Source organism: Thiocystis violascens DSM 198 (assembly GCF_000227745.2).
GTDB classification, from domain to species: domain Bacteria; phylum Pseudomonadota; class Gammaproteobacteria; order Chromatiales; family Chromatiaceae; genus Chromatium; species Chromatium violascens.
Genome location: NC_018012.1, coordinates 2,247,738 through 2,270,801 on the forward strand (window position 1 = coordinate 2,247,738; position 23,064 = coordinate 2,270,801).

Here is a 23,064-nt window from a genome sequence, read left to right on the forward strand (position 1 = left end):
CGCTCGCGTCACTCCCCACCTTTAATTGTAAACTCGGAATCGCATGCCCAATCCAAGCAATACACACCACGCTGAACGTAAAGATGGAAGCTGGAATAAGGCCAATCGGCGACGCGCTGCACCCAGCCATGCTTGACGGGATTCCAATGAATGTAGTTAACGTGCCGCTCCAAGTCGCCATCATCGCAAATCACATGCTCCCAATAGCGTCGTTGCCAGATTCCCCGCTCGCCCCGCTTCACGCGGCTGTCTGATCGTCGCTCGCCAGCGGGAATTCGACGAGAGAAACCCGCCTTGATCAGTGACCACCGCGTCTTGTAGTCGGAATCGCCTTCCGGCAGCGTCCATACAGTGTGCAGGTGTTCGGGCAGCACGACGATGGCGTTGATCACAAAGGGATGTCGATCCTTGACCTCGCGAAATGCCCGGCGCAGAAGGTCAATCTTGTCCACCAGCAAGCGATTTCCGCGGCGCTGGGCCAAATTGACGGTGAAGAAAAAGGTGGCGCCGGGGATCTTCGCTCGTCGGTATTCCGTCATTGCAGAGATGTCTCATCAATCAGGGCGATCGCATCAAAAACGCTTATATGGCTTATTTGTCAATGCTTTACGCGACTCGGCGAGTGTTAAGTCAGCACTGTAAAGTATTGATTCGTAAAGCTGCTCGATGACCCTGCCTCATCAATGATTCGGCGTCTCGAGCGATGCGGTTCGTTCCTCACCGCATCCTACGCGGGCTGCCCTTCCTACCAACAAGCCATGCTTCTTCATATGCGCTGCGTTGATCTTGCTCGCTTCACTTTTTGACATCCATGAACAATTCCCGAGAACAAAACCCTTTGTCTTGTCTTTTCGCGCAAAAGCCATTCCAGGCTTTGGGGGTTGCCCGACATCAGCAAGAAATCTTTCGAAATCCCGCCACGCTTCGCACACCTCAACACCTGCAATGTACTCTCTCGAATTAGGATTAATCACGCCATGCACAAACCGGCTCCAGGCTTTGTATGCAGGTGTCTTTACCAAACTTTCGCCGGGTCGAGCAGGCTTCTTAACATCAATCCTTCCCTTGCGAAGACGCACTGCCGCTGCATGCATGCTGATATCGCGTGTTTCAGCAATATACGCTGTTGCGGCCTTGACGCTTGGAAACCTGATGCCATCAACATCTACTTTACGAGAATTCGACCCTCCGCTTGTACCGCCGGTTGAAATGTTAAAACCATCTGGCGCTAGTGTGCCAAGCCACTCAATCCATCGCCTTTCCTTTGCCTCTAGGCTTCCCTTACTGTTTCCAACATCGATCTCGTCGACGGTAAATGCGGAAGCACCGAACTCCCTGATCGCTGCATGAAGTGATTTTTTGTTCTTAATATGGCCGGCTTTTGCCTGCTCGACGTGATATTCCCACCGCCTCTCAAGCGACTGGACTGTAATTCCTACATATTTCTTTTCGCTAATTAGATGCGTCACTAGATAGACAATCCCTTCGCCATAGCCTGGATTCGGGACGCGGGAAAAGGCATCCTCTGCCGGCATACCAGATTCGATCCATCGCTTTATTGTCGCCGAGCTTGCCGGAGGATTAAGTACCCGAACGGCTTCTTCCATGTTCGGATACGACACTCCATGTACCGTTAAACCTCCGACCTCGCGGGAGGATTTTACGTAGCCCTTACTGAGAATCCGCTCCTCAGTCATCCCGGCTTGGCGCCGCTTGAGAGCACGCCAATAATCAATCCCCAATTCCTCACATTGCTGCTTGAAGCTACCGGCGGCTAGTAGTTCCCTTGCACACTGAGGACAACCGCTACCCCTGAGATGATTGCTGGGACTCTGAAGAAATAGTCCATGTTGGGGACACGTAATTTTTCCCTTTGTAGCAGCGTTTACGTATCTAAAATCATCATAATCATACTTAACGCCGTGGACATCTCTCGCTCGCTTGCAGAATTTCTCAAAGAGATGAGATTCATCGAACTCTGCCTCCAGTTGTACAAGACGCAAAGCATGCTTGAGAGATTTGCATTGGGGACACCCTACGTGGCCTCGTTGGTGGTTGCGCGGCTCTTGTAAGAAGACTACGTCATGAGCAACACATTGGATTTCAACTTTTTCACCGAAAGGAGGCAGCTCATCAAAAAGACTGTAATCGTATCTTTCTCCGAAATGTTTTCTAGATCGGGCAACAAACTCCGACTTCGTTAACTTTTGAGATTCGAAGTAGCACTTTCCGCAGCCAACACCGTTTATATGGTGGCCGGGTAAGATGAAAAATGAGCCATGAACCCTGCAAACAACTTCAACTTTGGTTCCGCTATTCTTGTAGTGGACTTTTGAGTAGTCATAACGGTCGCCATGCACAGCTTGAAAATTTTGCACGACGTCAGCCTGTGACTTTTTACATGGCATTTCTATGAAGTCCAAGAGTAAGTTAGACAGAATCCGTCATTATGGCGCTAGACAGATTCCACATTTGACGTAATAGACAGAATCCGTCTAACTCTCGCCATTTAAGGAATCGCCACCAACGTCAGCAACCGATTCACAAAGGCATCCGTGGTCACGCCCTCGGCCTCGGCCTCGAAGGTGAGCAAAATCCGGTGACGCAGGATCTCGGGCGCGACGGATTGGATATGCTGGGGCGTGACGAAGGTGTCGCCGTCGAGCCAGGCGCGGGCGCGGGCGCAGCGAGCCAGCGCGATACTGGCGCGGGGCGAGGCGCCGAAGCGGCACCAGCGGCCGAGATCCCGGTCATAGCGTTTCGGCTGGCGGGTCGCCTGGACCAGATCGACGATGTAGCTGTGCAGCTTGGGATCCAGATAGAGTCCGGCCACGTCACGGCGCATCGCGAAGAGTTCTTCCTGGGTCAGCGGCTTGATGGGCGGTGCGTGACTCTGTGTCTGCTGCTGGCTGTCGAGTTCGAGGATTTTGATCTCCTCGTCGCGGGTCGGATAGGTCACCACGGCCTGCATCAGAAAGCGGTCGAGCTGGGCCTCGGGCAGGTGATAGGTGCCTTCCTGCTCGACCGGGTTCTGGGTCGCCAGCACCATGAACAGCTTAGGCAGCGGATAGGTGCGCTGGCCGACCGTGATCTGATGCTCGGCCATCGCCTCCAGCAGAGCCGACTGGACCTTGGCCGGGGCGCGGTTGACCTCGTCGGCGAGCAGCAGATTGTGAAACAGCGGACCCTGCCGAAACTCGAACTCGCCCTTTTCGTGACGGTAGATGTCGGTGCCGATCAGGTCGGAGGGCAGCAGGTCGGGGGTGAACTGGATGCGATGGAAGTCGCCTTCGAGCGACTCGGCCAGCGCCTTGACGGCGGTGGTCTTGGCCAGCCCCGGCATGCCCTCTACCAACAAATGTCCGTCGCTCAACAGACACACCAGCATGCTGTCGATGAAGGGTTGTTGACCGATGATGCGCGAGGCGATGTGATCGCGGACGGGTTGCAGTTCGGAGGGGGTTGTCATGCTGGGATGGTTTCCGTGCGTTCCGTGGGCGGTTGTCGATTCTGGTCGGGCGGGCGGTGCGAGCATGTCGCGGATCGTCTCCCGTGTTGGCGAACTATGCTGTCTCTTTTCCGGGGTGAGCGCAAGTCTGGGGCGGGTCGCAAAGCGCATTGATTTATCAGCATATTCAAATATCAATGCAACTCTTGAGCGATGGCTTTCAGGGGCCGACGATGGACCGGAGGCGAGAACCCGCGCTGGCGCCGTGGACGGCGCCGAACGACGGCAACCGAATTTGTTCACATGGGTCAATGGCTTAAACAGGACGCGTATGAGCGCGCCGTCAACGCGCGTAACGGAATCGCCACTTTATTTTAAGCCTTTGTTTATATTTCGATTATTTTGATCGATCAAAATCCGCCCAATCTAATCGAACCCCAACAACCGCGCGCGCTCCGATGCTTTGAACAGACCTTATGCACAAACTTATCCACAGAAATTGTTGGCGAATCGGAAAACTTCCATTGGGAAAAGATGTTGCGACGATATGACGATCCGGAGACGCAATATTGGCGGCTAACTTTTCGAGTTCGAACGACGACCGCGATAACAAGTCGATGGGCTCCCCAGGGCGCGGCTGACCGAGCGAAGAAAAATTCACCCCTCTCTCGGTATATACTTAACGCACCGGCCGCATTCGTTTCGCCCGGCTCCGACCGCGGCACGCGATCCTGATCGCCGACCCACACCCTTGAATCCTCATTTCGCTATCCCCCTGGAGCTTGACCCCTCGTGATCGAGACACTTCGCAATATCGCTATCATCGCCCATGTCGATCATGGAAAGACCACGCTGGTGGACAAGCTCTTGCAGCAATCCGGCACCCTCGGCGACCGCTTCGGTCCGGTCGAACGGGTCATGGACTCCAACGCGCTGGAGAAGGAGCGCGGGATCACTATCCTCTCCAAAAATACCGCGATCCGCTGGAACGATTACCGCATCAACATCGTCGACACCCCCGGCCATGCCGATTTCGGCGGCGAGGTCGAGCGCGTGCTGTCGATGGTCGACTCTGTGCTGCTGCTGGTCGACGCGCAGGAAGGCCCGATGCCGCAGACGCGCTTCGTGACCAGCAAGGCGTTCGAGCATGGGTTGCGCCCGATCGTGGTCATCAACAAGATCGACCGTCCTGGCGCGCGTCCCGACTGGGTCATCGATCAGGTGTTCGAGCTGTTCGACCGGCTCGGCGCGACCGACGAGCAGTTGGACTTCCCGATCGTCTACGCCTCGGCCATCAACGGCTACGCCGGGCTTGAGGACACCGTCAGCGGGGGCGACATGACGCCGCTGTTCGAGGCCATCGTCAAGCACTGCCCGGCGCCCGAGGTCGACCCGGATTCGCCGTTCCAGATGCAGGTCTCGACGCTGAATTACAGCTCCTTCGTCGGCGCGATCGCGGTCGGACGGATTCGTCACGGCAGCGTGCGGCCCAATCAGCAGATCGTGGTCGTCAAGAACGACGGCACGCGCTACAAAGCCAAGATCGGCCTGGTCTACGGCTATCTGGGACTGGAGCGCTACGAGGTGCCATCGGCCTCGGCGGGCGACATCGTCGCCCTGACCGGCATCGAGGCGCCGAATGTCTCCGACACGCTCTGTCACCCGGACCATGCCTACGCACTGCCGCCGCTCACCGTCGACGAGCCGACCGTGACCATGACCTTCCAGGTCAACACCTCGCCCTTCTGCGGTCGCGACGGCAAATATCTGACCTCGCGTCAGCTCAAGGATCGGCTGGAGCGCGAACTCATCCATAACGTCGCGCTGCGGGTCGAGGAAGGCAACGATCCCGAGAAATTCCGCGTCTCCGGGCGCGGCGAGTTGCATCTGTCGATCCTGCTGGAGAACATGCGCCGCGAGGGCTACGAAATGGCCGTCTCGCGTCCCGAGGTCATCTTCCGCGAGATCGACGGCAAGATCTGCGAGCCCTACGAGCAACTCACGGTCGATCTGGACGAGACCTCGCAGGGCGCCATCATGCAGGCGCTCGGCGAGCGGCGCGGCGAACTCAAGGACATGGTTCCGGACGGCCGGGGCCGGGTGCGGCTCGATTACGAGATCCCCTCGCGCGGTCTGATCGGCTTCCAGACCGAGTTCATGTCGCTGACCTCGGGCACCGGGCTCAAGTATCATGTCTTCGACCGTTATCGTCCGGCCAACATGGGCGGCATCGCCCCCCGGCGCAACGGCGCGCTCATCTCCAACGGCACCGGCAAGGCGCTGGGTTACGCGCTTTTCGCGCTTCAGGAGCGCGGCCGCATGATGGTCTCGCCCGGCGACGAGGTGTACGAGGGCCAGGTGGTCGGCATCCATTCGCGCGACAACGACCTGACCGTCAATCCGCTCAAGGCCAAGCAGTTGACCAACATCCGCGCCGCCGGCTCGGACGAAAACATCCTGCTGACACCGCCGGTCAAGTTCACCCTGGAGCAGGCGCTGGAATTCATCGAGGACGACGAACTGGTCGAGATCACGCCCAAGTTCATTCGGGTCCGCAAGCGTCATCTCACCGAGAACGAGCGCAAGCGGGCGAGTCGCGGCGGGTGAGACCGGGGCAGCCATGGACATCGAACGCCTGAACGAACGCATCGGCACGATGAAAAACTGGCCGACGCAGTCCACGCCTTCATCCGCGAGCAGGCGCTGCAATGCTTTCAGGAACTGGCGCGGGAGGCCGGTCCATGGCGGAACGCGCCCTGATCTTCGGGCTGTCGCCTGACATTCGCGATGCCTTCGCGCGGGTCTTTGCCCGTTATACGACGGTTGAGCGGGTGCTCCTCTTCGGCTCGCGCGCCAAGGGCACGTTCAAGGACGGCTCGGACATCGATCTGGCGGTTTTCGCGCCCAGGATGAGCGATCGGCAGTTTAGCCGTTTGTGGAATGACATCGATGACTTGCCCATCGTGTTCAAGATCGACCTGCTGCATTGGGATCGTTTGTCCAATGAGCGCCTCAAAGACAAAATCCTGGACGAGGGCCAACCTTTTTTCGCCATCGCGCATCTGACGACTGACAACCGAATGGACACCAACAGACAAGACCTTTATCCGATCACCGAACCCTTCGCGACCCATGAACTGGTCGTGGACAACGGTCACCGTCTTTATGTCGAGGAATGCGGGCGTCCCGACGGTATCCCGGCGATTTTCCTGCACGGCGGTCCCGGCGCCGGGTGCGAGGCGGCGCATCGTGGTTTCTTCGATCCCGAGCGCTATCGAGCGGTGCTGTTCGATCAGCGCGGTTGCGGCCGCTCCACGCCCCATGCCTCGCTGACGGCCAATACCACCTGGGATCTGGTCGCCGATCTCGAACGCATCCGCGAGCAGCTCGGCATCGAGCGCTGGCTGGTCTTCGGCGGCTCCTGGGGGTCGACCCTGGCCCTGGCCTATGCCGAAACTCATCCCGAGCGAGTCGCCGCGCTGGTGGCGCGGGGGATCTTTCTCTGCCGGGACGCGGAGATTCGCTGGTTTTATCAGGAGGGCGCGAACTGGATCTTTCCCGATTATTGGGAAGAGTATCTGGCGCCCATTCCGGCGGACGAACGGGGCGATCTGCTGGCGGCCTATCACCGGCGGCTCGCCGGCGCGGACGAGGTGGCGCGGATGGCGGCGGCCAAGGCGTGGTCGGTCTGGGAGGGGCGCACCGCGACCCTGTTGGGCAACCCCGGCATTCAGGCGCATTTCGCCGATCCGCATGTCGCGCTCAGTCTGGCGCGGATCGAGTGCCACTACTTCGTCCATCGTGCCTTTCTCGAACCCGATCAGTTGCTGCGCAACGCCCACCGCCTGGCGCCGATTCCCGGCGTCATCGTGCAGGGCCGCTACGATGCCATTTGTCCCATGCGCTCGGCCTGGGATCTTCACCAGGCCTGGCCGACGGCCGATTTTCAGGTGATCGCGGACGCGGGGCATTCGGCCTTCGAGCCGGGCATCCGTCAGGCATTGGTGGCGGCGACCGACCGTTTCGCGCACGAACTCGGATGAGGCGGTATCGCAAAGGCACGGAGAGCGGACGGTGATCGGTCTTCTGCAACGGGTGAGTCAGGCGCAAGTCGAGGTGGCGGGCGAGTCGATCGGCGCCATCGAGCGCGGTCTGCTGGTGCTTGTTGGCGTGCAGCCGGGCGATACCGAGGCGCGTGCCGACCGACTGCTGGAGCGTCTGTTGGGCTATCGCGTCTTTCCCGATGCCGATGACCGCATGAATCTAAGTCTGCGTGACATTGGCGGCGGGCTGCTGCTGGTGCCGCAATTTACCCTCGCCGCCGACACGCGCAAGGGGACGCGCGCGAGTTTTACCTCGGCCGCTCCGCCCGCCGACGGGGAACGACTCTTCGCGTACCTGGTCGGACAGGCGCGGATCGCCCATCCGCGCGTCGCGACCGGGCGGTTCGGCGCGGACATGCGGGTGGCGCTGGTCAACGAGGGGCCGGTGACGTTCTGGCTGGAGGCTTGAACCGCGTCCATGACGGTCTGCCTCGTTTTGAGTCGCCTGCCGTGTTTGCACTCACCTGTAGAATCCGAGTCGACGCGGTTTAACTCATTCATTTTTAAATATTTAAACCGCGCACCGCCGACCGTCCATGGTGACGCAAAGCAAGTTGAAGAGCCACGAAACGACGTTTCTCGCTCTGGGCGCGGTTTAAACGTTCATCCTGAAGCGGTCTCTCATGCGCCTACATTCCTTCCTTGTTCCGATCTTCATCGCTTCCCTGCTGATTGGCGGCATCGGTCCGCTGTGGGCGGAAGACGCGGCGGCCCCGCCAGCCGGCGATGTCTGGAGCCTGACCCGCGAGACGGCGACCGGATGGTGGGAGCAGTCCCGCGAGTACGCGGGGCAGGCGCTTGAGGATGCCCGCCGTCTGCTCTCCGACGACCGGGATTTCGGGCGTGTCTGGGATGCGGCCATCCCGAAGCTGGAAGGTGCGCTGACCCTGGAGGAGCGTCAGTCGGAACTGCCCGAATCGGCCTGGTTCGGCGCCGATCAGGCGTCCAATCGCGCCGAGATCGACAAACTGCTCGATCAGGCGGTGGACATCCTCTCGGTGTCGCCCGCGCTCCGCCATCGCGACCGCATCCAGGCGGTGCAGACCGAGATCGAAAAAGCGCGCGCGGACATTGCCGACTACCGCCAGAAACGGGTGTCGGCGCCGAGCGAGTCGACGATCGGCAAGACGGTCGCGGATTACGACCGCCTGATCGAGATCCGCGAGGACGACATCGAACGCTTGAGTCGAGAGGCGGACGGCGTCAAGCGGGAGTTCGCGCAAGAGCTTCGCGCCATGGGGCTCGAACTCGGCGACGAGCAGGTCGAATTCCTGCTCTCCACCGTGGTCGGCGACAATCTGGTCGATCTCGGTATCCTGTTCGACAACGTCAAGTCCATCACGCAGCAGCTCGAACGGCTCGTGGCCGAGAGCGGCGAGGATCTCCAGAGCGCGCGGCGCTATTACGGTCTCTATGTGGTGCTGCTACGGGCGCTCCAGCGCATGCACATCCAGATCGAGGAGGCGATCGGCGAGCAATATCTGCCCCAGATCGACGGCATCGTCGCCCAGGCGCAGGCGCTTTCCGGCGAGACCCGGCGCCTGCTGCATGTCTCCCCCGACAAGCAGGCGCTGCTAACCTCCAACCTGGAGGCGCAACAACTCACCATCGAGGCCGCCGGCGTCTATCGGCAGTATCTCGACGAGCAGGCCAGACAGGTGCGCAAGGCGCGGCAGGAACTGGATCGGGACATCGACGCAGCCTGGAACACCTACGAAACGGTCCGCGTCTCCGGGGAGTTGGTCGGTCTGGTCAAATCCAGTCAACAGTTGCTGGAAAGCTTGATGAATCGCCAGATCCCGACGCTGCGTCCCTTCGAGAATCTGGAGATGCAGCGCGAGTTTCAGAAGTTGACCCAGCAGTTACGCGGGCCAGCGGGGCGTTAAGCCGCGTTTGGACTGCCTCCAAAACAACGAAGCCAAGGATGTCCAGCGCATGAGCGATTCCGTTTTCCTGACCCGCGTGGTGCTGCGAAATTACAAGAGCATCGGGAACTGCGATGTGCGATTGCAACCCCTGACGTTTTTGGTTGGCGCAAACGGTTCGGGCAAGAGCAATTTCCTGGATGCGCTGCATCTGGTGCGGGATGCGCTGGCCGGCTCGCTAGACAACGCCTTGAACGAACGTGGCGGTCTTTCCGAGGTGCGGCGGCGTTCCAGCGGTCACCCCACGCATTTCGGTATCCGGTTGGAATTTTCGTTAGGTCAGGGGCAGCGCGGTCACTATGCCTTCAACATCGGGGCGCTGTCGGGGCGCTGTCGGGGCGCGGATATGAGGTTCAGACCGAGGAATGCGCGATCGGCGGGATGGGAAAGGGGCCTTTCTATCAGATCGAGCGCGGTCAACTGAAGGCAAGCAGCGAACCAACCTTCCCGACCCTGACATCTGATCGCCTGGCACTGGTCGCCGTCTCTGGCTTGACGGCGTTTCGCCCTGTCTTCGACGCACTCACGGCGATGGGTTTTTACAATCTCAATCCGAAGGTGATGCGCGACTTACAGAAATCGCAGGACGGCCGGTTGCTCAAACCTGGGGGCGAGAACATCGCCAATGTGATCGGACATCTGGAGCGCGTCGCCAGCGATCAGATGGCGACGATTCAGGAATACTTGCAAACCGTTGTCCCCATGGTACATGGCGTGGAACGCAAGCAGATCGGGCCGATGGAGACACTGGAGTTCAAGCAGGAAATGGCCGGGGCGAAACACCCTTGGCGTTTTTTGGCTCAGAACATGTCGGACGGCACGCTACGGGCACTCGGCGTCTTGACGGCCCTCTTCCAGGGCAACCGCGATTATGCGCCATCGCTGATCGGTATCGAGGAGCCCGAAACCGCGCTTCACCCCGCCGCGAGCGCGGCACTGCGCGAGGCATTGAGCAGGGCGTCACGGCACACACAGGTCATCGTCACGAGCCACAGCCCGGATCTCTTGAATGATTGCGGTCTGAGCCCAGAGGCTTTGCTCGCGGTCGTTTCCGAAAAGGGGGAGACGCGGATCGCGCCCCTGGACGATGCCTCGCGCCAGGTCATGCGAGAGCAGCTTTTTTCCGCTGGCGAGCTGCTGCGTCTGAATCAACTGGCTCCCGATCCGGCACGCATGGATTTACAGCAGGCGTTTGATCGCAGCAGATCCTTTCGCAAGCTGTGCAGCGAATGGCTCAAGCAGATGTACCAGACCGACCAACCGACATCTCAGGGCCGATAGGGATAAGGATCCGCCTGCCCCAGCGGGACATACCCGAAGACGATCTCGCCCTGGGTGCCATCGTCGAGCGCGAGCTTGCCGATGCCGTTGCGCCCGTCGGTGTCGCGAATGATGTCGGCCCAGCCATTGCGTCCATCGTCGCAATAGACATCGAAGATCGCATCCGGCGATCCCGCGAAGGCGTTATAGCTGCCGCGGCAGCCATTGCGACCGTTGGACACGCGGAAACTTGCCTGGGAAATATCCGACTGGTAGTGACCCAGATAGACATCCCGCTCCATCATGACCGCGAAGGGGCCTGAGGTGGAGTGGCCCGTCGGCAGCGTATCTGCGCGCGGTTGCTCGAAATAGTCGAACACCTGACTCAGACAGGACGGATAGTCCTCCAGATCCAGGTGCCCGCAAAGTCGCTGACCGTAATCCTCGGGCGTGACCGTGGTGGCGATACCGCCCAGATGGCTGGGCGGTATCAGTCCGCAGCCCCCGCAAAGGAGGGATAAACCGACGATGACGAGCGATCGAGACATCGACTTTCTCCGCTGAAACCGCATTCGGCGCGGCAGGTGTGCTGGCGTATCAAGCACGAACAGGGTTTACAGTTTAGCCCGGTCGCCGTCCGCGGTGCGATGCTGGAAACCACCGCCGTAGGAGCCCGCTTGCGGGCGACGAGTGGGCAGACTCAAGGATATCTTGGCAGACTCCCCCGTGTCAGGATAGATGTCGCCCGCAAGCGGGCTCCTACGTCGACATGAGAATTTAGCGCCACCCTCATCACCTATCACATTCTGGCAAACTGCCGCTCAGTCGATGTTGAGGTGATTGAGGATCATGGGAAGCGTCAAACGATTGGCTGATGAAGTGGCGTGCGGGCTGCGCGAGGTGCACCCGCGTCTGCGCAAGACGGTGGTGAGCAAGCTGGCGTTGGCGGTCGGGGCGATGATCGAAGGCCAAACCCCGAACACGGTGGAGTTGGCCAATCTGCTGCCCTTGGACACCGAGCGGCAGGACATGCGCGAGCAATGGCTGAGGCGTTTGCTGAAGAATCCGCGGTTGGTCCGGGAATGGTGATTGAGCCCTTTGCACGAGCGGAGTTGGCGAAGGCGGCCAGCCATGGTCAGACGGTGTTGTTGAGCCTGGACCAAACCGATTTGGGTGATCGGATGGCGCTGCTGATGGTGGCGTTGCGGGTGGGTGATCGCGCGATACCGCTGGCGTGGCGGGCTGAGGAAGGGGCGGCCAATCTCGGCTTCGCGGGCCAGCAGGTGGTGTTGGAGCCGCTCCTGGCCTGGCTGCCGTCCGGGGCGCGCGTGCTGCTATCGGCGGACCGGTTCTATCCGTCGGCGGGCCTGTTCGGGTGGCTCCAAGCCCGGGGCTGGAGCGACCGGCTGCGCCTGAAGAGCAACGTGCTAACGGATACCGGGCAGGGCGATGAGACGACGACGGGCGCGTTGGCACACGGGGTGACGGAACGTTACTTCACCGGTGTGCGCCTGTTTGCGCAGGGGGTGATCACGAACCTCGGGATCCTGCACGAGGATGGCCACCCCGAGCCGTGGATCATTGCCATGGACGCCGCCCCGACACGGGCAAGCGTGCTTGACGACGCTGCTCGCTGGGCCATCGAACCGATGTTCTCCGACGTCAAGGGCCGGGGCTTCGACTTGGAGGATTCGCAACTCCAGCATGCCGAGCGTTTGGAGCGACTGGTGCTCATCATGGCCTTGGTCATGTACTGGTGTGTTCGCGCCGGCCGAGACGAGGGGCTGAACGATCCGACACCACTCGAAAAAAAGTCCAGGCGCAGAACGACCCCGCGCATTGGAGCTTCAGGAAACTCTATCGTAGCCTGGTCTCGTGGTTCACGCGCGGCCTGCGCCGTCTGAAGCGGTGCCTTCAAAACGACCTCCCGTTGCCCGCTTTTCATGCCCGTGAGTAACTGATAGGTGATGAGAGCGCCACCACGGACACGCACAATGCCAGGATTTCCGGCTACAGTTCGGGGTGGCGCGTCATGGGACGCGGCGTTCATGTTGTCCTTCATGACACGGAGTGACCCTGATGAGGTTCGATTTCCGCTTTTTACTCTCCCGCCGCGAGTCCGTCCAAAAGACCGGCATTCGCGCAGGTCTCGGTCTGCTGTCCCTGCTGCTGCTGACCTCCTGCACCAGACCGCTGGCGCCCGACGCGACCCTGCCCCAGCAGATCGCCGAACTCGGTTGTATCGGCGAGTGTCGCGCGATACGGAACGTCTGCAACGCGGATGCTCGTGACGAGTACCGTCAATGCCAGGCCGGCTACAGCTCGTCGTTCCGCGTCTACCGCTGGTGTCTCGCGTCCGCGAGCGAGCAGGGCGAATGCGGCTATCCCTGGTGGTCCTGCGCCGAGAATCGCTTTGGTTACTGCACGAATCGTTTTCGCGAATGCGAGCGAGCCTGTCGGCCGCCGAGCCGTTCCTGATGAACTACGCGGACGCCCGGCGCCAGATCGTGCCCTGCGGATTGTCCTCCAGCACGATCCCAGCCTCGGTCAGGACGGCGCGAATCCGGTCGGCCTCGGCCCAATTCTTCGCGGCGCGGGCGGCGATGCGCTGTGCGATCAAGTCGTCGATGTCGGCATTCGCAAGTCCGCCAGCCGTCGCGTCGCCCCGCAAATAGCGCTCGGCGTCGTCCTGGAGGATGCCAAGCACCTCGCCCATTCGTCGCAACTCGGCACCGAGGGCTGCGGCGCGCTCTAGGTCGTCGGCGCGTACCCGATTGATCTCGCGCGCCAGATCGAAGAGGACCGCCAGGGCTTCCGGCGTATTGAAATCATCGTCCATAGCCGCGTGAAAGCGTTCGCGGAAGGTCTCGCCGCCGACCGGTTCGACCGAGGGTAGACCGCGGAGCGCCGTGTAGAAGCGAGTGAGTGCGCTCCGGGCATTCTGGAGGTGCTCATCGTCGTAATTCAGCGGACTGCGGTACTGACTGGTCAGGATGAAATAGCGGATTTCCTCGGGCCGATAGCGTTGCAGAATCTCGCGCACGGTAAAAAAGTTGCCCAGCGATTTGGACATCTTTTCTTCGTTCACGCGCACGAACCCGTTGTGCATCCAGACATTCACGAAGGGCTCGCCGGTCGCGCCCTCGGACTGGGCAATCTCGTTTTCGTGGTGCGGGAACTGAAGATCGGCCCCGCCGCCGTGGATGTCGAAATGGTTGCCCAGCGCGCAGGTGCTCATGGCCGAGCATTCGATATGCCAGCCGGGCCGCCCCGCGCCCCAGGGCGAGTCCCACGCCGGCTCGTCCGGTTTGGCGGCCTTCCAGAGCGCGAAATCGAGCGGGTCGCGCTTGGCCTCGCCAATCTCGACCCGCGCGCCCGAACGCAGATCCTGCGGATTCTTGCCCGAAAGCTTGCCATAGTCCGGAAAGCGGCTGACCGCATAATAGACATCGCCATTGTCGGCGACATAGGCGAATCCCTTGTCGATCAGGGTTTGGATCATGTCCAGAATGTCGTCCATGTGCGCGGTCGCGCGCGGCTCGTCGGTGGGCGGAAGAATCCCGAGCGTCTCCGAGTCCTCGTGCATGGCCTGGATGAAACGCTCGGTCAGTGCCGGGAAGGGCTCGCCGTTCTCGGCCGCGCGGCGGATGATCTTGTCGTCGATATCCGTGATATTGCGGATATAGGTCACGTCGTAACCCAATGCCTTCAGATAGCGATACACCACGTCGAACACCACCAGCACCCGCGCGTGCCCGAGGTGACAGTAATCGTAGACGGTCATTCCGCACACATACATGCGCACCTTGCCCGGCTCGATCGGCTGGAAGGTTTCTTTCTGGCGGGTCAGGGTGTTGTGGATCTGTAGCATCTTGGGAGGGTTCTTGACGACGACCGTAATAAAGCGCCCATGGTAACAAAGGCGGCGCTTTCAGAGTCAGCGATTCCTGTCCGGCATCGTCAGCTGCCCTTCGCATTCAATGAAGTCGGCAATCCGGGTGACGCCCTGACCCGTGCGCAGATTGGTAAAGACAAAGGGCCGCCGGCCGCGCATGCGTTGCGAATCATGCTCCATGACCTCCAGCGAGGCGCCGACATAGGGGGCCAGGTCGATCTTGTTGATCACCAGCAGATCCGAGCGCGTGATGCCGGGGCCGCCCTTGCGCGGGATTTTCTCGCCCTCGGCGACGTCGATGACATAGATCGTCAGATCCGCGAGTTCCGGGCTGAAGGTGGCGGCCAGGTTGTCGCCGCCGCTCTCGACGAAGATCAGGTCCAGACGCGGAAAACGCGCTTGCAGATCCTCGATCGCCGCCAGGTTCATGCTGGCATCCTCGCGGATGGCCGTATGCGGACAGCCGCCGGTCTCGACCCCGATGATGCGCTCCGGGGCCAGGGCCTGGGAGCGGATGAGGAACTCGGCGTCCTCGCGGGTGTAGATGTCGTTGGTGACCACGGCGATCTCGTAGCGATCGCGTAATTGTTTGCAGAGCGCGTCGAGCAGCGCGGTCTTGCCGGACCCCACGGGTCCGCCCACGCCCACGCGCAAGGGTGTCGAATCGGTCATCGGAATCTCTGTCGGAAGGTCATGATCGAAAAAGACGCGTGTATTGAGTTTCGTGCCGACTGCTGGCAATGGCCAAGGCCGGGCCTGAAGCACCGATGGCTGCGTCATCCAGACTCAAAGCGTACTCAACGGTTGCTGGAATCCGGCCAGCCACTCGCGCCAGAAGCTGCTGGCCCGCGGTTTGTCCCAGAGGGACGCACTTGATCCCGGCCAGGACCAGACTTTCGGCCCAGGACCAGGCGTAGCCCTGCGCCAAGGACTCGCGCGGAATCGTCCAGGCGACTGCCGCGAAGGCTAGGCCCGCCGCCTGACTCCGGCTCAACCGGGCGCGCCAATCACTCGCGCCAGTCATCCCCCAGGCCACCAGAAGATCCGCCAGCGCACGCCCGCGATTCGCCTCCTCCAGACGCAGTTCAGCCGTCTCGCGGGCAGCGATCAGGCGGTCGATCCACGTCTCCAGGCGCGTGGCGTCGGTTTCCCTGACGGCATCGTACAGGCGCGCGAGGATCGGGAGATCGACCCGCGCCAGCACCTGTGTGAGTTGATCCGCGACCCAGGCTTCCAGATCGGCGGCGGTGCGAATCCAGCCGGCCTCGACCGCCCACTCGATCCCCTGCGAATAGGTGAAACCGCCGATCGGCAGGGATGGACTCGTGAGTTGCAGCAGTCGGACCAGTCCGGGATCAGTGGTCGGCATGGCGATGATGCGAATGCCCAGACGCGCCGCTCCGATAGGCGCCCGGCTCTGGCTCGAAGGGCTGCTCTTCGATGCGCACCGCCAACCCCAGACCGCGTACCAGGTCGTCGAGCACATGGTCGTGCGGGTAGCGAAGACCGTTGGAGTCGATTTGTACCGGGACGTGCCGGTTGCCGAGATGATAGGCGGCGCGTGCGAGACTCAGGGCGTCCGGGCAGTCGACGCATGAGAGCGTCTCGGGCGCGGCAACCACGCGCGCGGCCTGGCCGTCCTCGGCTTGCAGGACATCGCCATCGCGCAGCGGGGTGCCACGCGGCAACAGCAGGCCGACCTCGCGTCCGTCGTCCAGCGCGACGAGCAGCCGGCTATGCTGGCGTTGCTCCCAGGTCAGGTTGATGGTCAGGGCGAGGGCTTCCGGTGGAGGCCCCGCTAGCTTGCGAATGAATCGAATCATCAGAACAGGAAGTACCGTTGCGCGAACGGTAGCACGGCCGCCGGTTCGCAGGTCAGGAGTTCGCCGTCGGCGCGGACCTCGTAGGTCTGAGGATCGACCTCGATGCACGGCTGCCAGTGGTTGTGGATCATGTCGGACTTGCGCACCGAGCGAGTGTCGCGCACCTGGCCAACGAGACGCCGGAGTCCGAGTTGCCCCGGAATCTCCGCGGCGATGGCGGCCCCCGAAAGGAAGGTCATGCAGGTGGCGGCGAGCGCCCCGCCGAGCGCGCCGAACATGGGGCGGTAGTGGACCGGTTGCGGGGTCGGAATGGAGGCGTTCGGGTCGCCCATTGGCGCGGCGACGATCATCCCGCCCTTGATGATCAGGCTCGGCTTGGTGGCGAAGAAGGCCGGGCGCCAGAGCACCAGATCGGCGAGTTTGCCGACCTCGACCGAACCGACCTCGTGGGCGATGCCGTGGGCAATCGCTGGATTGATGCCGTACTTGGCGACATAGCGCTTGGCGCGCGCGTTGTCGTGGGTGGCCGGATCGCCGGCCAGGGCGCCACGCTGGACCTTCATCTTGTGCGCGGTCTGCCAGGTACGGGTGATGACTTCGCCGACCCGACCCATGGCCTGGCTGTCGGAGGCGATCATGCTGAAGGCACCCAGGTCGTGCAGGATGTCCTCGGCGGCGATGGTCTCGCGGCGGATGCGCGATTCGGCGAAGGCCACATCTTCCGGAATCGACGGGGATAGGTGATGGCAGACCATCAGCATGTCCAGATGTTCGTCGACCGTGTTGACCGTGTAGGGTCGGGTCGGGTTGGTCGAGGACGGCAGCACGTTGGGCAGACCGGCGGCCTTGATGATGTCCGGGGCGTGACCGCCGCCCGCGCCTTCGGTGTGATAGGTGTGGATGGTGCGATCCTTGAAGGCGGCAAGGGTGTCCTCGACGAAACCCGACTCGTTGAGTGTGTCGGTGTGGATGGCGACCTGCACGTCGTGACGCTCGGCCACGCCGAGACAGCAATCGATGGCGGCGGGCGTGGTGCCCCAGTCCTCGTGGAGCTTGAGCCCCATGGCGCCGGCCTCGACCTGTTCCTCCAGCGGGCGCGGCTGGCTGGCGTTGCCCTTGCCCAGGAAGCCGAGGTTGACCGGCAGTCCCTCGGCGGCCTGCAACATGCGATGGATGTTCCAGGGGCCAGGGGTGCAGGTGGTCGCATTGGTGCCGGTCGCCGGGCCGGTGCCGCCGCCGAGCAGTGTGGTCACGCCCGACATCAGGGCGTCCTCGATCTGCTGCGGGCAGATGAAATGGATATGCGCGTCGATCCCGCCGGCGGTGAGAATCTGGCCCTCCCCGGCGACGATCTCGGTGCCGGGACCGATGAGGATGTCGACGCCCGCCTGGGTGTCCGGATTGCCGGCCTTGCCGATGCCGGCGATGCGCCCGTCCTTGATCCCGACATCGGCCTTGACGATCCCCCAGTGATCCAGGATCACCGCATTGGTGATGACCAGATCCGCGACCTCGGCGGCCGGACGCTGGCTCTGGCCCATGCCGTCGCGGATGACCTTGCCGCCGCCGAAGGAGACCTCGTCGCCGTGGACGGTCTGATCGGCCTCGATCTGGATCAGCAGCTCGGAGTCGCCCAGACGGATCCGGTCACCGACCGTGGGGCCATAGAGTGCCGCATAGGCGGCGCGATCGATGCGGCTCATGACGGATCTCCATCCAGGGCGCCCATGACCTGGGCGTTGAAGCCATAGACTTGGCGCGCGCCCGCGTAGGGCACCAGATCGACGGTGCGGGTCTGGCCCGGCTCGAAGCGCACGGCGGTGCCGGCCGGGATGTCGAGCCGCCAGCCGCGCGCCCGCGCGCGCTCGAAGACCAAGGCGCGGTTGGTCTCGAAGAAATGGTAGTGCGAGCCGACCTGGATCGGACGGTCGCCGGTGTTGGCGACCTCCAGGGTCAGCACCGGACGCCCGGCATTGAGTTCGATGTCGCCGGGTTCCACCAGGATTTCGCCAGGAATCATGGAGCGCGTCTCCTTAATGACGGACGATCAGAGGATGGGGTCATGCACGGTCACCAGCTTGGTCCCGTCGGGGAAGGTGGCTTCCACCTGCACCTCGTGGAGCATCTCGGCGATGCCGTCCATGACGTCCTCGCGGGTCAGCAGGGTGCGGCCATAGTCCATGAGTTCGGCGACGCTCCGGCCATCGCGCGCGCCCTCCAGGATGGCGCAACTCAGATAGGCCACGGCCTCCGGGTAGTTGAGCTTGACGCCGCGCGCCTTGCGCCGTTCGGCGAGCAACCCGGCGGTGAACAGCAGGAGTTTGTCTTTTTCTCTGGGACTCAGGTCCATGGAGCGCTCCGGAAATGGGCTGGATACAAGGTCGGTCAAGTTCCCCAAATGCGCGGCGGGCAGGCGGGGAGGCTAAGGAGTCTGGGACGCAGTATGCCCCAGATCGCGGCGAACAGGCGACGCGCGGGTTCGGCAAAGGGCGCCAGACAGCGCGCCACCAGGAGATCGTCCAAGAGCGTCGCGCCCCAAAGAATGTCGGAGTCGGTCGCGGCGAGCCCGCGCACCGCCGCCAGATCCTCGCGGTCGATGCCGGTCGCGACCAGGGTACCCGTCACCGCGAAGCCGCGCAGACCGGCCGGGCCATCCAGCCCTGTGCCAGCATCGATCCGCAGCCGATCCAGCAGCAGGGGCCGTCCGGCGCGCTGGATGGCCAGCGACAGGTCGGCCGTGCCCGTCGTCAAACGTTCGCCGTTGGCCGGTCGACCCAGCGCCTGAACCTCCCAGCCGATGAAGCGCGCGCCGGGATCCAGATCGACCTGGGTGGCAAGCCGCGCGTGCGTCCCCGCGAACAGGATGTTTTCCTGGGGCAGCCATTCGAGGATCCCGTCCGCCGCCACGCGCAGATGCTGGGTCTGATGCGCCTCGGCGCCGTTGCTGCGATAGAGCTTGGTCGCCCCCGGCGTGGTCAGGAGCGCATGCGCGCCCGAGTCGACCGACACCGCGATCTCCAGCCGGTCGCCGCCGACCAGGCCTCCCGGCGGATGCAGCAGATAACAATGACAGGGCGCGCCCTCGGGATGGAAGGGACGCTGAACCGCGAGCGGGCCGCGCTGGTGGCGCTCGACCAGCCGGGTGCGACCCGCGCGCTCGGCGAATCCGAGCGCGAGACGCGCGTTCCAACCTGGAGGCATCGCGGTCATCGGTCAGGGTCTACACGGTCAGGTATTGCTTGATCAGATTGTCGTCCAGCGAATCCATGTCGCCTTGCGCCACCAGGCGTCCGCGATCGAGGATCAGGAAGCGATCGGCCACGCGACGCGCGAAGGGCAGTTTCTGCTCGACCAGGATCACGGTCAGATTCAGCTCGTCGACCAGACGGCGGACGATCTCGCCGATCTCCTGCACGATGTTGGGCTGGATCCCCTCGGTCGGCTCGTCCAGGATCAGAAGTTTGGGGTCGATCGCCAGGGCACGGCCGATCGCCAACTGTTGTTGTTGACCGCCGGAGAGGTCGCCGCCCCGGCGCCCGAGCATCTGTTTGAGCACAGGGAACAGCTCATGGATGAAATCCGGCACCTGGCGCGCGCCGTCCGGGCGTGCCGGAAGACCGATGCGCAGATTCTCCTCCACCGTGAGCAGCGGGAAGATCTGCCGGCCCTGGGGCACGAACCCGATCCCGAGCGCGGCGCGACGCTCGGCCGCGAGCCGGGCCAGATCCTGCCCCTGATAGAGCATTGCGCCCGACTTGAGCGGCAGCAGTCCCATGATGCACTGCATCAGCGTGGTCTTGCCGACCCCGTTGCGGCCCATGACACAGGTGCACTGCCCCGCCGGGATCTGGATGTCGAGATCCCAGAGGGTGTGACTCTGGCCGTAGAATTGGTTGAGACCTTGGATGTTCAGCATGCTTATCATGACAATTAAGGCGAATTCCGGAAATGACTTTACCAAGCGTTGAGCCCCGTAGGAGCCCGCTTGCGGGCGACGGGTGGGGCACGCAGAAGACATCCTGGCGGGTCACGTCGCCCGCAAGCGGGCTCCTACGGGTAAGATCTTTCACTGAAACCGCCTAAAGTCGTTAGGAAAGGTTCATGAATCGGTAAAATAAGCACACTCGCTAATACCTTAGGCGACTTCCGGAAAAGCTCATACCCACTTTCGTGGTGACATTGCATCCGTTCATGGTTCGACAAGCTCACCACGAACGGATGCAATCTCGGCCTAGGAGCGCGATTTCTGCCCGCCCTTCGACCCTTCGGCTCCGCTCAGGACTCAGGACGAACGGAAATCGGTTAAAGTCATTCCCGTAAATCACCTTATTGCGCCATTGTCGTTGTCGCAACGACAACGACTGTATTCGTGACTTATTTTCCGCTTGGAGGCCATCATGCCGACCCCATCCCCGCGAACCGCCAAGCTCGATTTGCGTCTCTCGCCCGAGGTGAAGGCGCGGCTGGTAGCCGCCGCCGATCAGCGCCATCAGTCCGTGAGCGAGTTCGTCTTGAGTAGCGCCCTCGAACGCGCGGACGAAACGCTCGCTTCCCGGCAACGCTTCATTCTGGACGCCGAACGCTGGAGCGCCTTTCTCGCCGCCCTTGATGCCCCGCCAAGATCCCTACCGCGTCTGGACTGTCTCTTTCGCGAGCCGACCCACTTCGATCCATCGGCTTCGGCCTGAGGGCGTCTCCGCCATCAAGCATCGCTCGCCCTACTCACCCAAATACACCTCCACCACGCGCGGATCGTTTTGCACCTCGTCCATCGACCCCTCGGCCAACACCGACCCCTGATGCAGCACGGTCACGCGCCTGGCGATGGAACGCACGAAGTCCATGTCATGCTCGACCACCACCACTGAGTGCTTGCCGGCGAGCGAGAGCAGCAGCTCGGCGGTGCGATCCATCTCTTGATGGGTCATGCCGGCGACCGGCTCGTCGACCAGCAGCAGGAGCGGATCCTGCATCAGCAGCATGCCGATCTCCAGCCATTGCTTCTGACCGTGCGAGAGCGCCCCAGCCAGTCCCCCGGCCTGTTCGCGCAGACCGATGATCCCCAACACCTCGTCGATGCGGTCGCGCTGTTCGCCGCTCAGACGGGCGAACAGGATCGACCAGACGCGCTTGTCGCCGGCCATGGCCAGTTCCAGGTTTTCGAGCACGCTGTGACTCTCGAACACCGTCGGTTTCTGGAACTTGCGACCGATCCCGGCCTGGGCGATGCGCGGCTCGTCGAGTTCCAGCAGATTGATGGTCTGACCGAAGAAGACATGACCCGAGTCGGGCCTGGTCTTGCCGGTGATGACATCCATCATGGTGGTCTTGCCCGCCCCGTTGGGGCCGATGACACAGCGCAGCTCGCCCACGTCGACATAGAAGGAGAGGTCGTTCAGCGCGCGAAAGCCATCGAAGCTGACCGAGACCCCCTCCACGTAGAGCAGGATCTTGTGCGAGATGTCCAGGGTTTCGGCGAGTGTCTTGCCTGGATTGAGATATTGCCAGCGTTCGACTTGAGCACCCATCAGCCGCGACTCCTTCGACGCAAGAGACCCGCCACGCCACGCGGCAGGAGCAGTGTCACCAGCACGAAGAGGCCGCCGAGGGCGAACAGCCAGGCATCCGGGAAGGCGGCGGTGAAGACGGTCTTGCCATAGTTGACCATGAGCGCGCCGACCACGGCGCCATAGAGCGTGGCGCGTCCGCCGACCGCGACCCAGATGACGATCTCGATCGAGTTCAGGGGCGAAAACTCGCCGGGGTTGATGATGCCGACTTGAGGCACATAGAGCGCGCCGGCCAGCCCCGCCAGCATGGCCGAGAAGGTGAAGATGGCGGCCTTGACGTGCTCGACCCGGTAGCCGATGAAGCGGGTCCGCGACTCGGCGTCGCGGATGGCGACCGTCACCCGACCCAGGCGCGAGGTCACGATGACCCGGCACGCCAGATAGCCAAAGGCCAGCGCCAGGGCCGAGGCGACGAAGAGCCCCGCCCGCGTGGCGTCGCTCTGGAGACTGAAGCCGAGCAGATCCTTGAAGTCGGTCAGCCCGTTGTTGCCGCCGAAGCCCATCTCGTTGCGGAAGAAGGCCAGCATCAGGGCATAGGTCAGGGCCTGGGTGATGATGGACAGATAGACCCCGGTGACCCGCGAGCGGAAGGCCAGCCAGCCGAAGACATAGGCCAGCACGCCCGGAACCAGCAGCGCCATCAGGGCCGCGAACCAGAACAGATCGAAACCCTGCCAGAACCAGGGCAGTTCCTTCCAGTCGAGGAAGACCATGAAGTCCGGCAGGACCGGATCGCCATAGACGCCCCGGTCACCGATCTGGCGCATCAGATACATGCCCATCGCATAGCCACCGAGGGCGAAGAAGGCGCCGTGCCCCAGGCTGAGAATCCCGAGATAGCCCCAGACCAGATCCACCGCCACCGCCAGTAGCGCGTAGCAGAGATACTTGCCGAGCAGGGTCACCGTATAGGTCGACAGATGCAGCGGACTCGACTCGGGCACGGCCAGACTCAGGATCGGCACCAGCAGGGTCGCCGCCAGCAGCACCGCCAGCATGATCTGGCCCCCGGTGTCGCCCTTCATGGCATTCAGGACCAT

25 protein-coding genes and 1 pseudogene are annotated in these 23,064 nt (G+C 62.3%); 11 read left to right on the forward strand and 15 right to left on the reverse strand.

Annotated elements, in window-relative coordinates; genetic code table 11:
* Positions 1-8: 8 nt before the first annotated feature.
* The 3 genes from THIVI_RS09970 to THIVI_RS09980 form a co-directional block, all read right to left on the reverse strand.
* Entirely contained in the window at positions 9-539 is a 531-nt protein-coding gene (locus tag THIVI_RS09970; RefSeq protein WP_014778477.1) for an REP-associated tyrosine transposase, read from the reverse strand.
* Between the two features lie 141 nt (positions 540-680).
* On the reverse strand, positions 681-2,408 hold the full coding sequence (locus THIVI_RS23645) for a GIY-YIG nuclease family protein (RefSeq protein ID WP_014778478.1): 1,728 nt from the start codon (positions 2,406-2,408) through the stop codon (positions 681-683).
* A gap of 101 nt (positions 2,409-2,509) precedes the next feature.
* Positions 2,510-3,469 (reverse strand): AAA family ATPase, encoded by a 960-nt coding sequence (locus tag THIVI_RS09980; RefSeq protein ID WP_041446933.1) that lies wholly within the window; start codon positions 3,467-3,469, stop codon positions 2,510-2,512.
* 771 nt (positions 3,470-4,240) lie between these two features.
* Here THIVI_RS09980 and typA point away from each other — a divergent pair.
* From typA to THIVI_RS10005, 7 genes and pseudogenes are all read left to right on the forward strand, one after another.
* Positions 4,241-6,055, forward strand: coding sequence for a translational GTPase TypA (gene typA, locus THIVI_RS09985; protein WP_014778480.1), 1,815 nt, complete (start codon positions 4,241-4,243; stop codon positions 6,053-6,055).
* A 134-nt stretch (positions 6,056-6,189) separates the two neighbouring features.
* Positions 6,190-6,486, forward strand: a pseudogene (locus THIVI_RS25715) (nucleotidyltransferase family protein); the annotation flags it as partial.
* A gap of 42 nt (positions 6,487-6,528) precedes the next feature.
* Positions 6,529-7,491 (forward strand): prolyl aminopeptidase, encoded by a 963-nt coding sequence (pip, locus tag THIVI_RS09990; protein WP_041447491.1) that lies wholly within the window; start codon positions 6,529-6,531, stop codon positions 7,489-7,491.
* 31 nt (positions 7,492-7,522) lie between these two features.
* Positions 7,523-7,960 (forward strand): D-aminoacyl-tRNA deacylase, encoded by a 438-nt coding sequence (gene dtd / locus THIVI_RS09995; RefSeq protein ID WP_014778482.1) that lies wholly within the window; start codon positions 7,523-7,525, stop codon positions 7,958-7,960.
* 214 nt (positions 7,961-8,174) lie between these two features.
* Entirely contained in the window at positions 8,175-9,437 is a 1,263-nt protein-coding gene (locus THIVI_RS10000; RefSeq protein ID WP_014778483.1) for a DASH complex subunit SPC34, read from the forward strand.
* A gap of 49 nt (positions 9,438-9,486) precedes the next feature.
* A complete protein-coding gene (locus THIVI_RS25230; protein WP_174284508.1) occupies positions 9,487-9,900 on the forward strand; it encodes an AAA family ATPase in 414 nt (137 codons plus the stop codon).
* The gene (locus THIVI_RS10005; protein ID WP_174284509.1) at positions 9,858-10,757 is read left to right on the forward strand and encodes an AAA family ATPase; all 900 of its coding nucleotides are present in this window, start codon (positions 9,858-9,860) and stop codon (positions 10,755-10,757) included. The genes THIVI_RS25230 and THIVI_RS10005 overlap by 43 nt, the downstream gene beginning before the upstream one ends.
* On the opposite strand, the gene THIVI_RS10010 is transcribed toward THIVI_RS10005, so the two are convergent.
* Positions 10,745-11,284 (reverse strand): hypothetical protein, encoded by a 540-nt coding sequence (locus THIVI_RS10010; protein ID WP_014778484.1) that lies wholly within the window; start codon positions 11,282-11,284, stop codon positions 10,745-10,747. The genes THIVI_RS10005 and THIVI_RS10010 overlap by 13 nt on opposite strands.
* Before the next feature lie 301 nt (positions 11,285-11,585).
* Between THIVI_RS10010 and THIVI_RS25720 the strand changes: the two genes are divergently transcribed.
* The 3 genes from THIVI_RS25720 (at position 11,586) to THIVI_RS10020 (ending at position 13,214) form a co-directional block, all read left to right on the forward strand.
* On the forward strand, positions 11,586-11,825 hold the full coding sequence (locus THIVI_RS25720) for a hypothetical protein (protein WP_245537422.1): 240 nt from the start codon (positions 11,586-11,588) through the stop codon (positions 11,823-11,825).
* On the forward strand, positions 11,819-12,640 hold the full coding sequence (locus THIVI_RS10015) for a transposase (protein ID WP_245537423.1): 822 nt from the start codon (positions 11,819-11,821) through the stop codon (positions 12,638-12,640). The genes THIVI_RS25720 and THIVI_RS10015 overlap by 7 nt, the downstream gene beginning before the upstream one ends.
* 175 nt (positions 12,641-12,815) lie before the next feature.
* Complete coding sequence (locus THIVI_RS10020; RefSeq protein WP_014778485.1) at positions 12,816-13,214, forward strand: hypothetical protein; 399 nt, start codon at positions 12,816-12,818, stop codon at positions 13,212-13,214.
* A gap of 4 nt (positions 13,215-13,218) precedes the next feature.
* Here the strand turns inward: THIVI_RS10020 and cysS are convergent, their stop codons facing one another.
* The 9 genes from cysS to urtE form a co-directional block, all read right to left on the reverse strand.
* Positions 13,219-14,607, reverse strand: coding sequence for a cysteine--tRNA ligase (cysS, locus tag THIVI_RS10025; protein ID WP_014778486.1), 1,389 nt, complete (start codon positions 14,605-14,607; stop codon positions 13,219-13,221).
* Positions 14,608-14,673: 66 nt separating this feature from the next.
* Positions 14,674-15,303 (reverse strand): urease accessory protein UreG, encoded by a 630-nt coding sequence (gene ureG, locus THIVI_RS10030; RefSeq protein WP_014778487.1) that lies wholly within the window; start codon positions 15,301-15,303, stop codon positions 14,674-14,676.
* Positions 15,304-15,322: 19 nt separating this feature from the next.
* Positions 15,323-16,000, reverse strand: coding sequence for an urease accessory protein UreF (locus THIVI_RS10035; RefSeq protein WP_014778488.1), 678 nt, complete (start codon positions 15,998-16,000; stop codon positions 15,323-15,325).
* The gene (gene ureE, locus THIVI_RS10040; protein ID WP_014778489.1) at positions 15,987-16,454 is read right to left on the reverse strand and encodes an urease accessory protein UreE; all 468 of its coding nucleotides are present in this window, start codon (positions 16,452-16,454) and stop codon (positions 15,987-15,989) included. Before ureE ends, THIVI_RS10035 begins: the two co-directional genes overlap by 14 nt.
* The gene (ureC, locus tag THIVI_RS10045) at positions 16,454-18,157 is read right to left on the reverse strand and encodes an urease subunit alpha (protein ID WP_014778490.1); all 1,704 of its coding nucleotides are present in this window, start codon (positions 18,155-18,157) and stop codon (positions 16,454-16,456) included. Before ureC ends, ureE begins: the two co-directional genes overlap by 1 nt.
* Complete coding sequence (locus THIVI_RS10050) at positions 18,154-18,474, reverse strand: urease subunit beta (RefSeq protein WP_014778491.1); 321 nt, start codon at positions 18,472-18,474, stop codon at positions 18,154-18,156. Before THIVI_RS10050 ends, ureC begins: the two co-directional genes overlap by 4 nt.
* 27 nt (positions 18,475-18,501) lie before the next feature.
* Positions 18,502-18,804 carry an urease subunit gamma gene (ureA, locus tag THIVI_RS10055; protein ID WP_014778492.1) on the reverse strand — a complete coding sequence of 101 codons (303 nt, stop codon included), beginning with the start codon at positions 18,802-18,804 and terminating at the stop codon, positions 18,502-18,504.
* Positions 18,805-18,839: 35 nt separating this feature from the next.
* Positions 18,840-19,664, reverse strand: coding sequence for an urease accessory protein UreD (locus THIVI_RS10060; RefSeq protein ID WP_014778493.1), 825 nt, complete (start codon positions 19,662-19,664; stop codon positions 18,840-18,842).
* A gap of 10 nt (positions 19,665-19,674) precedes the next feature.
* Entirely contained in the window at positions 19,675-20,370 is a 696-nt protein-coding gene (gene urtE / locus THIVI_RS10065) for an urea ABC transporter ATP-binding subunit UrtE (protein ID WP_041446934.1), read from the reverse strand.
* A gap of 481 nt (positions 20,371-20,851) precedes the next feature.
* Between urtE and THIVI_RS10070 the strand changes: the two genes are divergently transcribed.
* The gene (locus THIVI_RS10070) at positions 20,852-21,142 is read left to right on the forward strand and encodes a type II toxin-antitoxin system TacA family antitoxin (RefSeq protein WP_014778495.1); all 291 of its coding nucleotides are present in this window, start codon (positions 20,852-20,854) and stop codon (positions 21,140-21,142) included.
* Positions 21,143-21,172: 30 nt separating this feature from the next.
* On the opposite strand, the gene urtD is transcribed toward THIVI_RS10070, so the two are convergent.
* Positions 21,173-21,982, reverse strand: coding sequence for an urea ABC transporter ATP-binding protein UrtD (gene urtD, locus THIVI_RS10075; RefSeq protein WP_014778496.1), 810 nt, complete (start codon positions 21,980-21,982; stop codon positions 21,173-21,175).
* Complete coding sequence (gene urtC / locus THIVI_RS10080; protein ID WP_014778497.1) at positions 21,982-23,064, reverse strand: urea ABC transporter permease subunit UrtC; 1,083 nt, start codon at positions 23,062-23,064, stop codon at positions 21,982-21,984. Before urtC ends, urtD begins: the two co-directional genes overlap by 1 nt.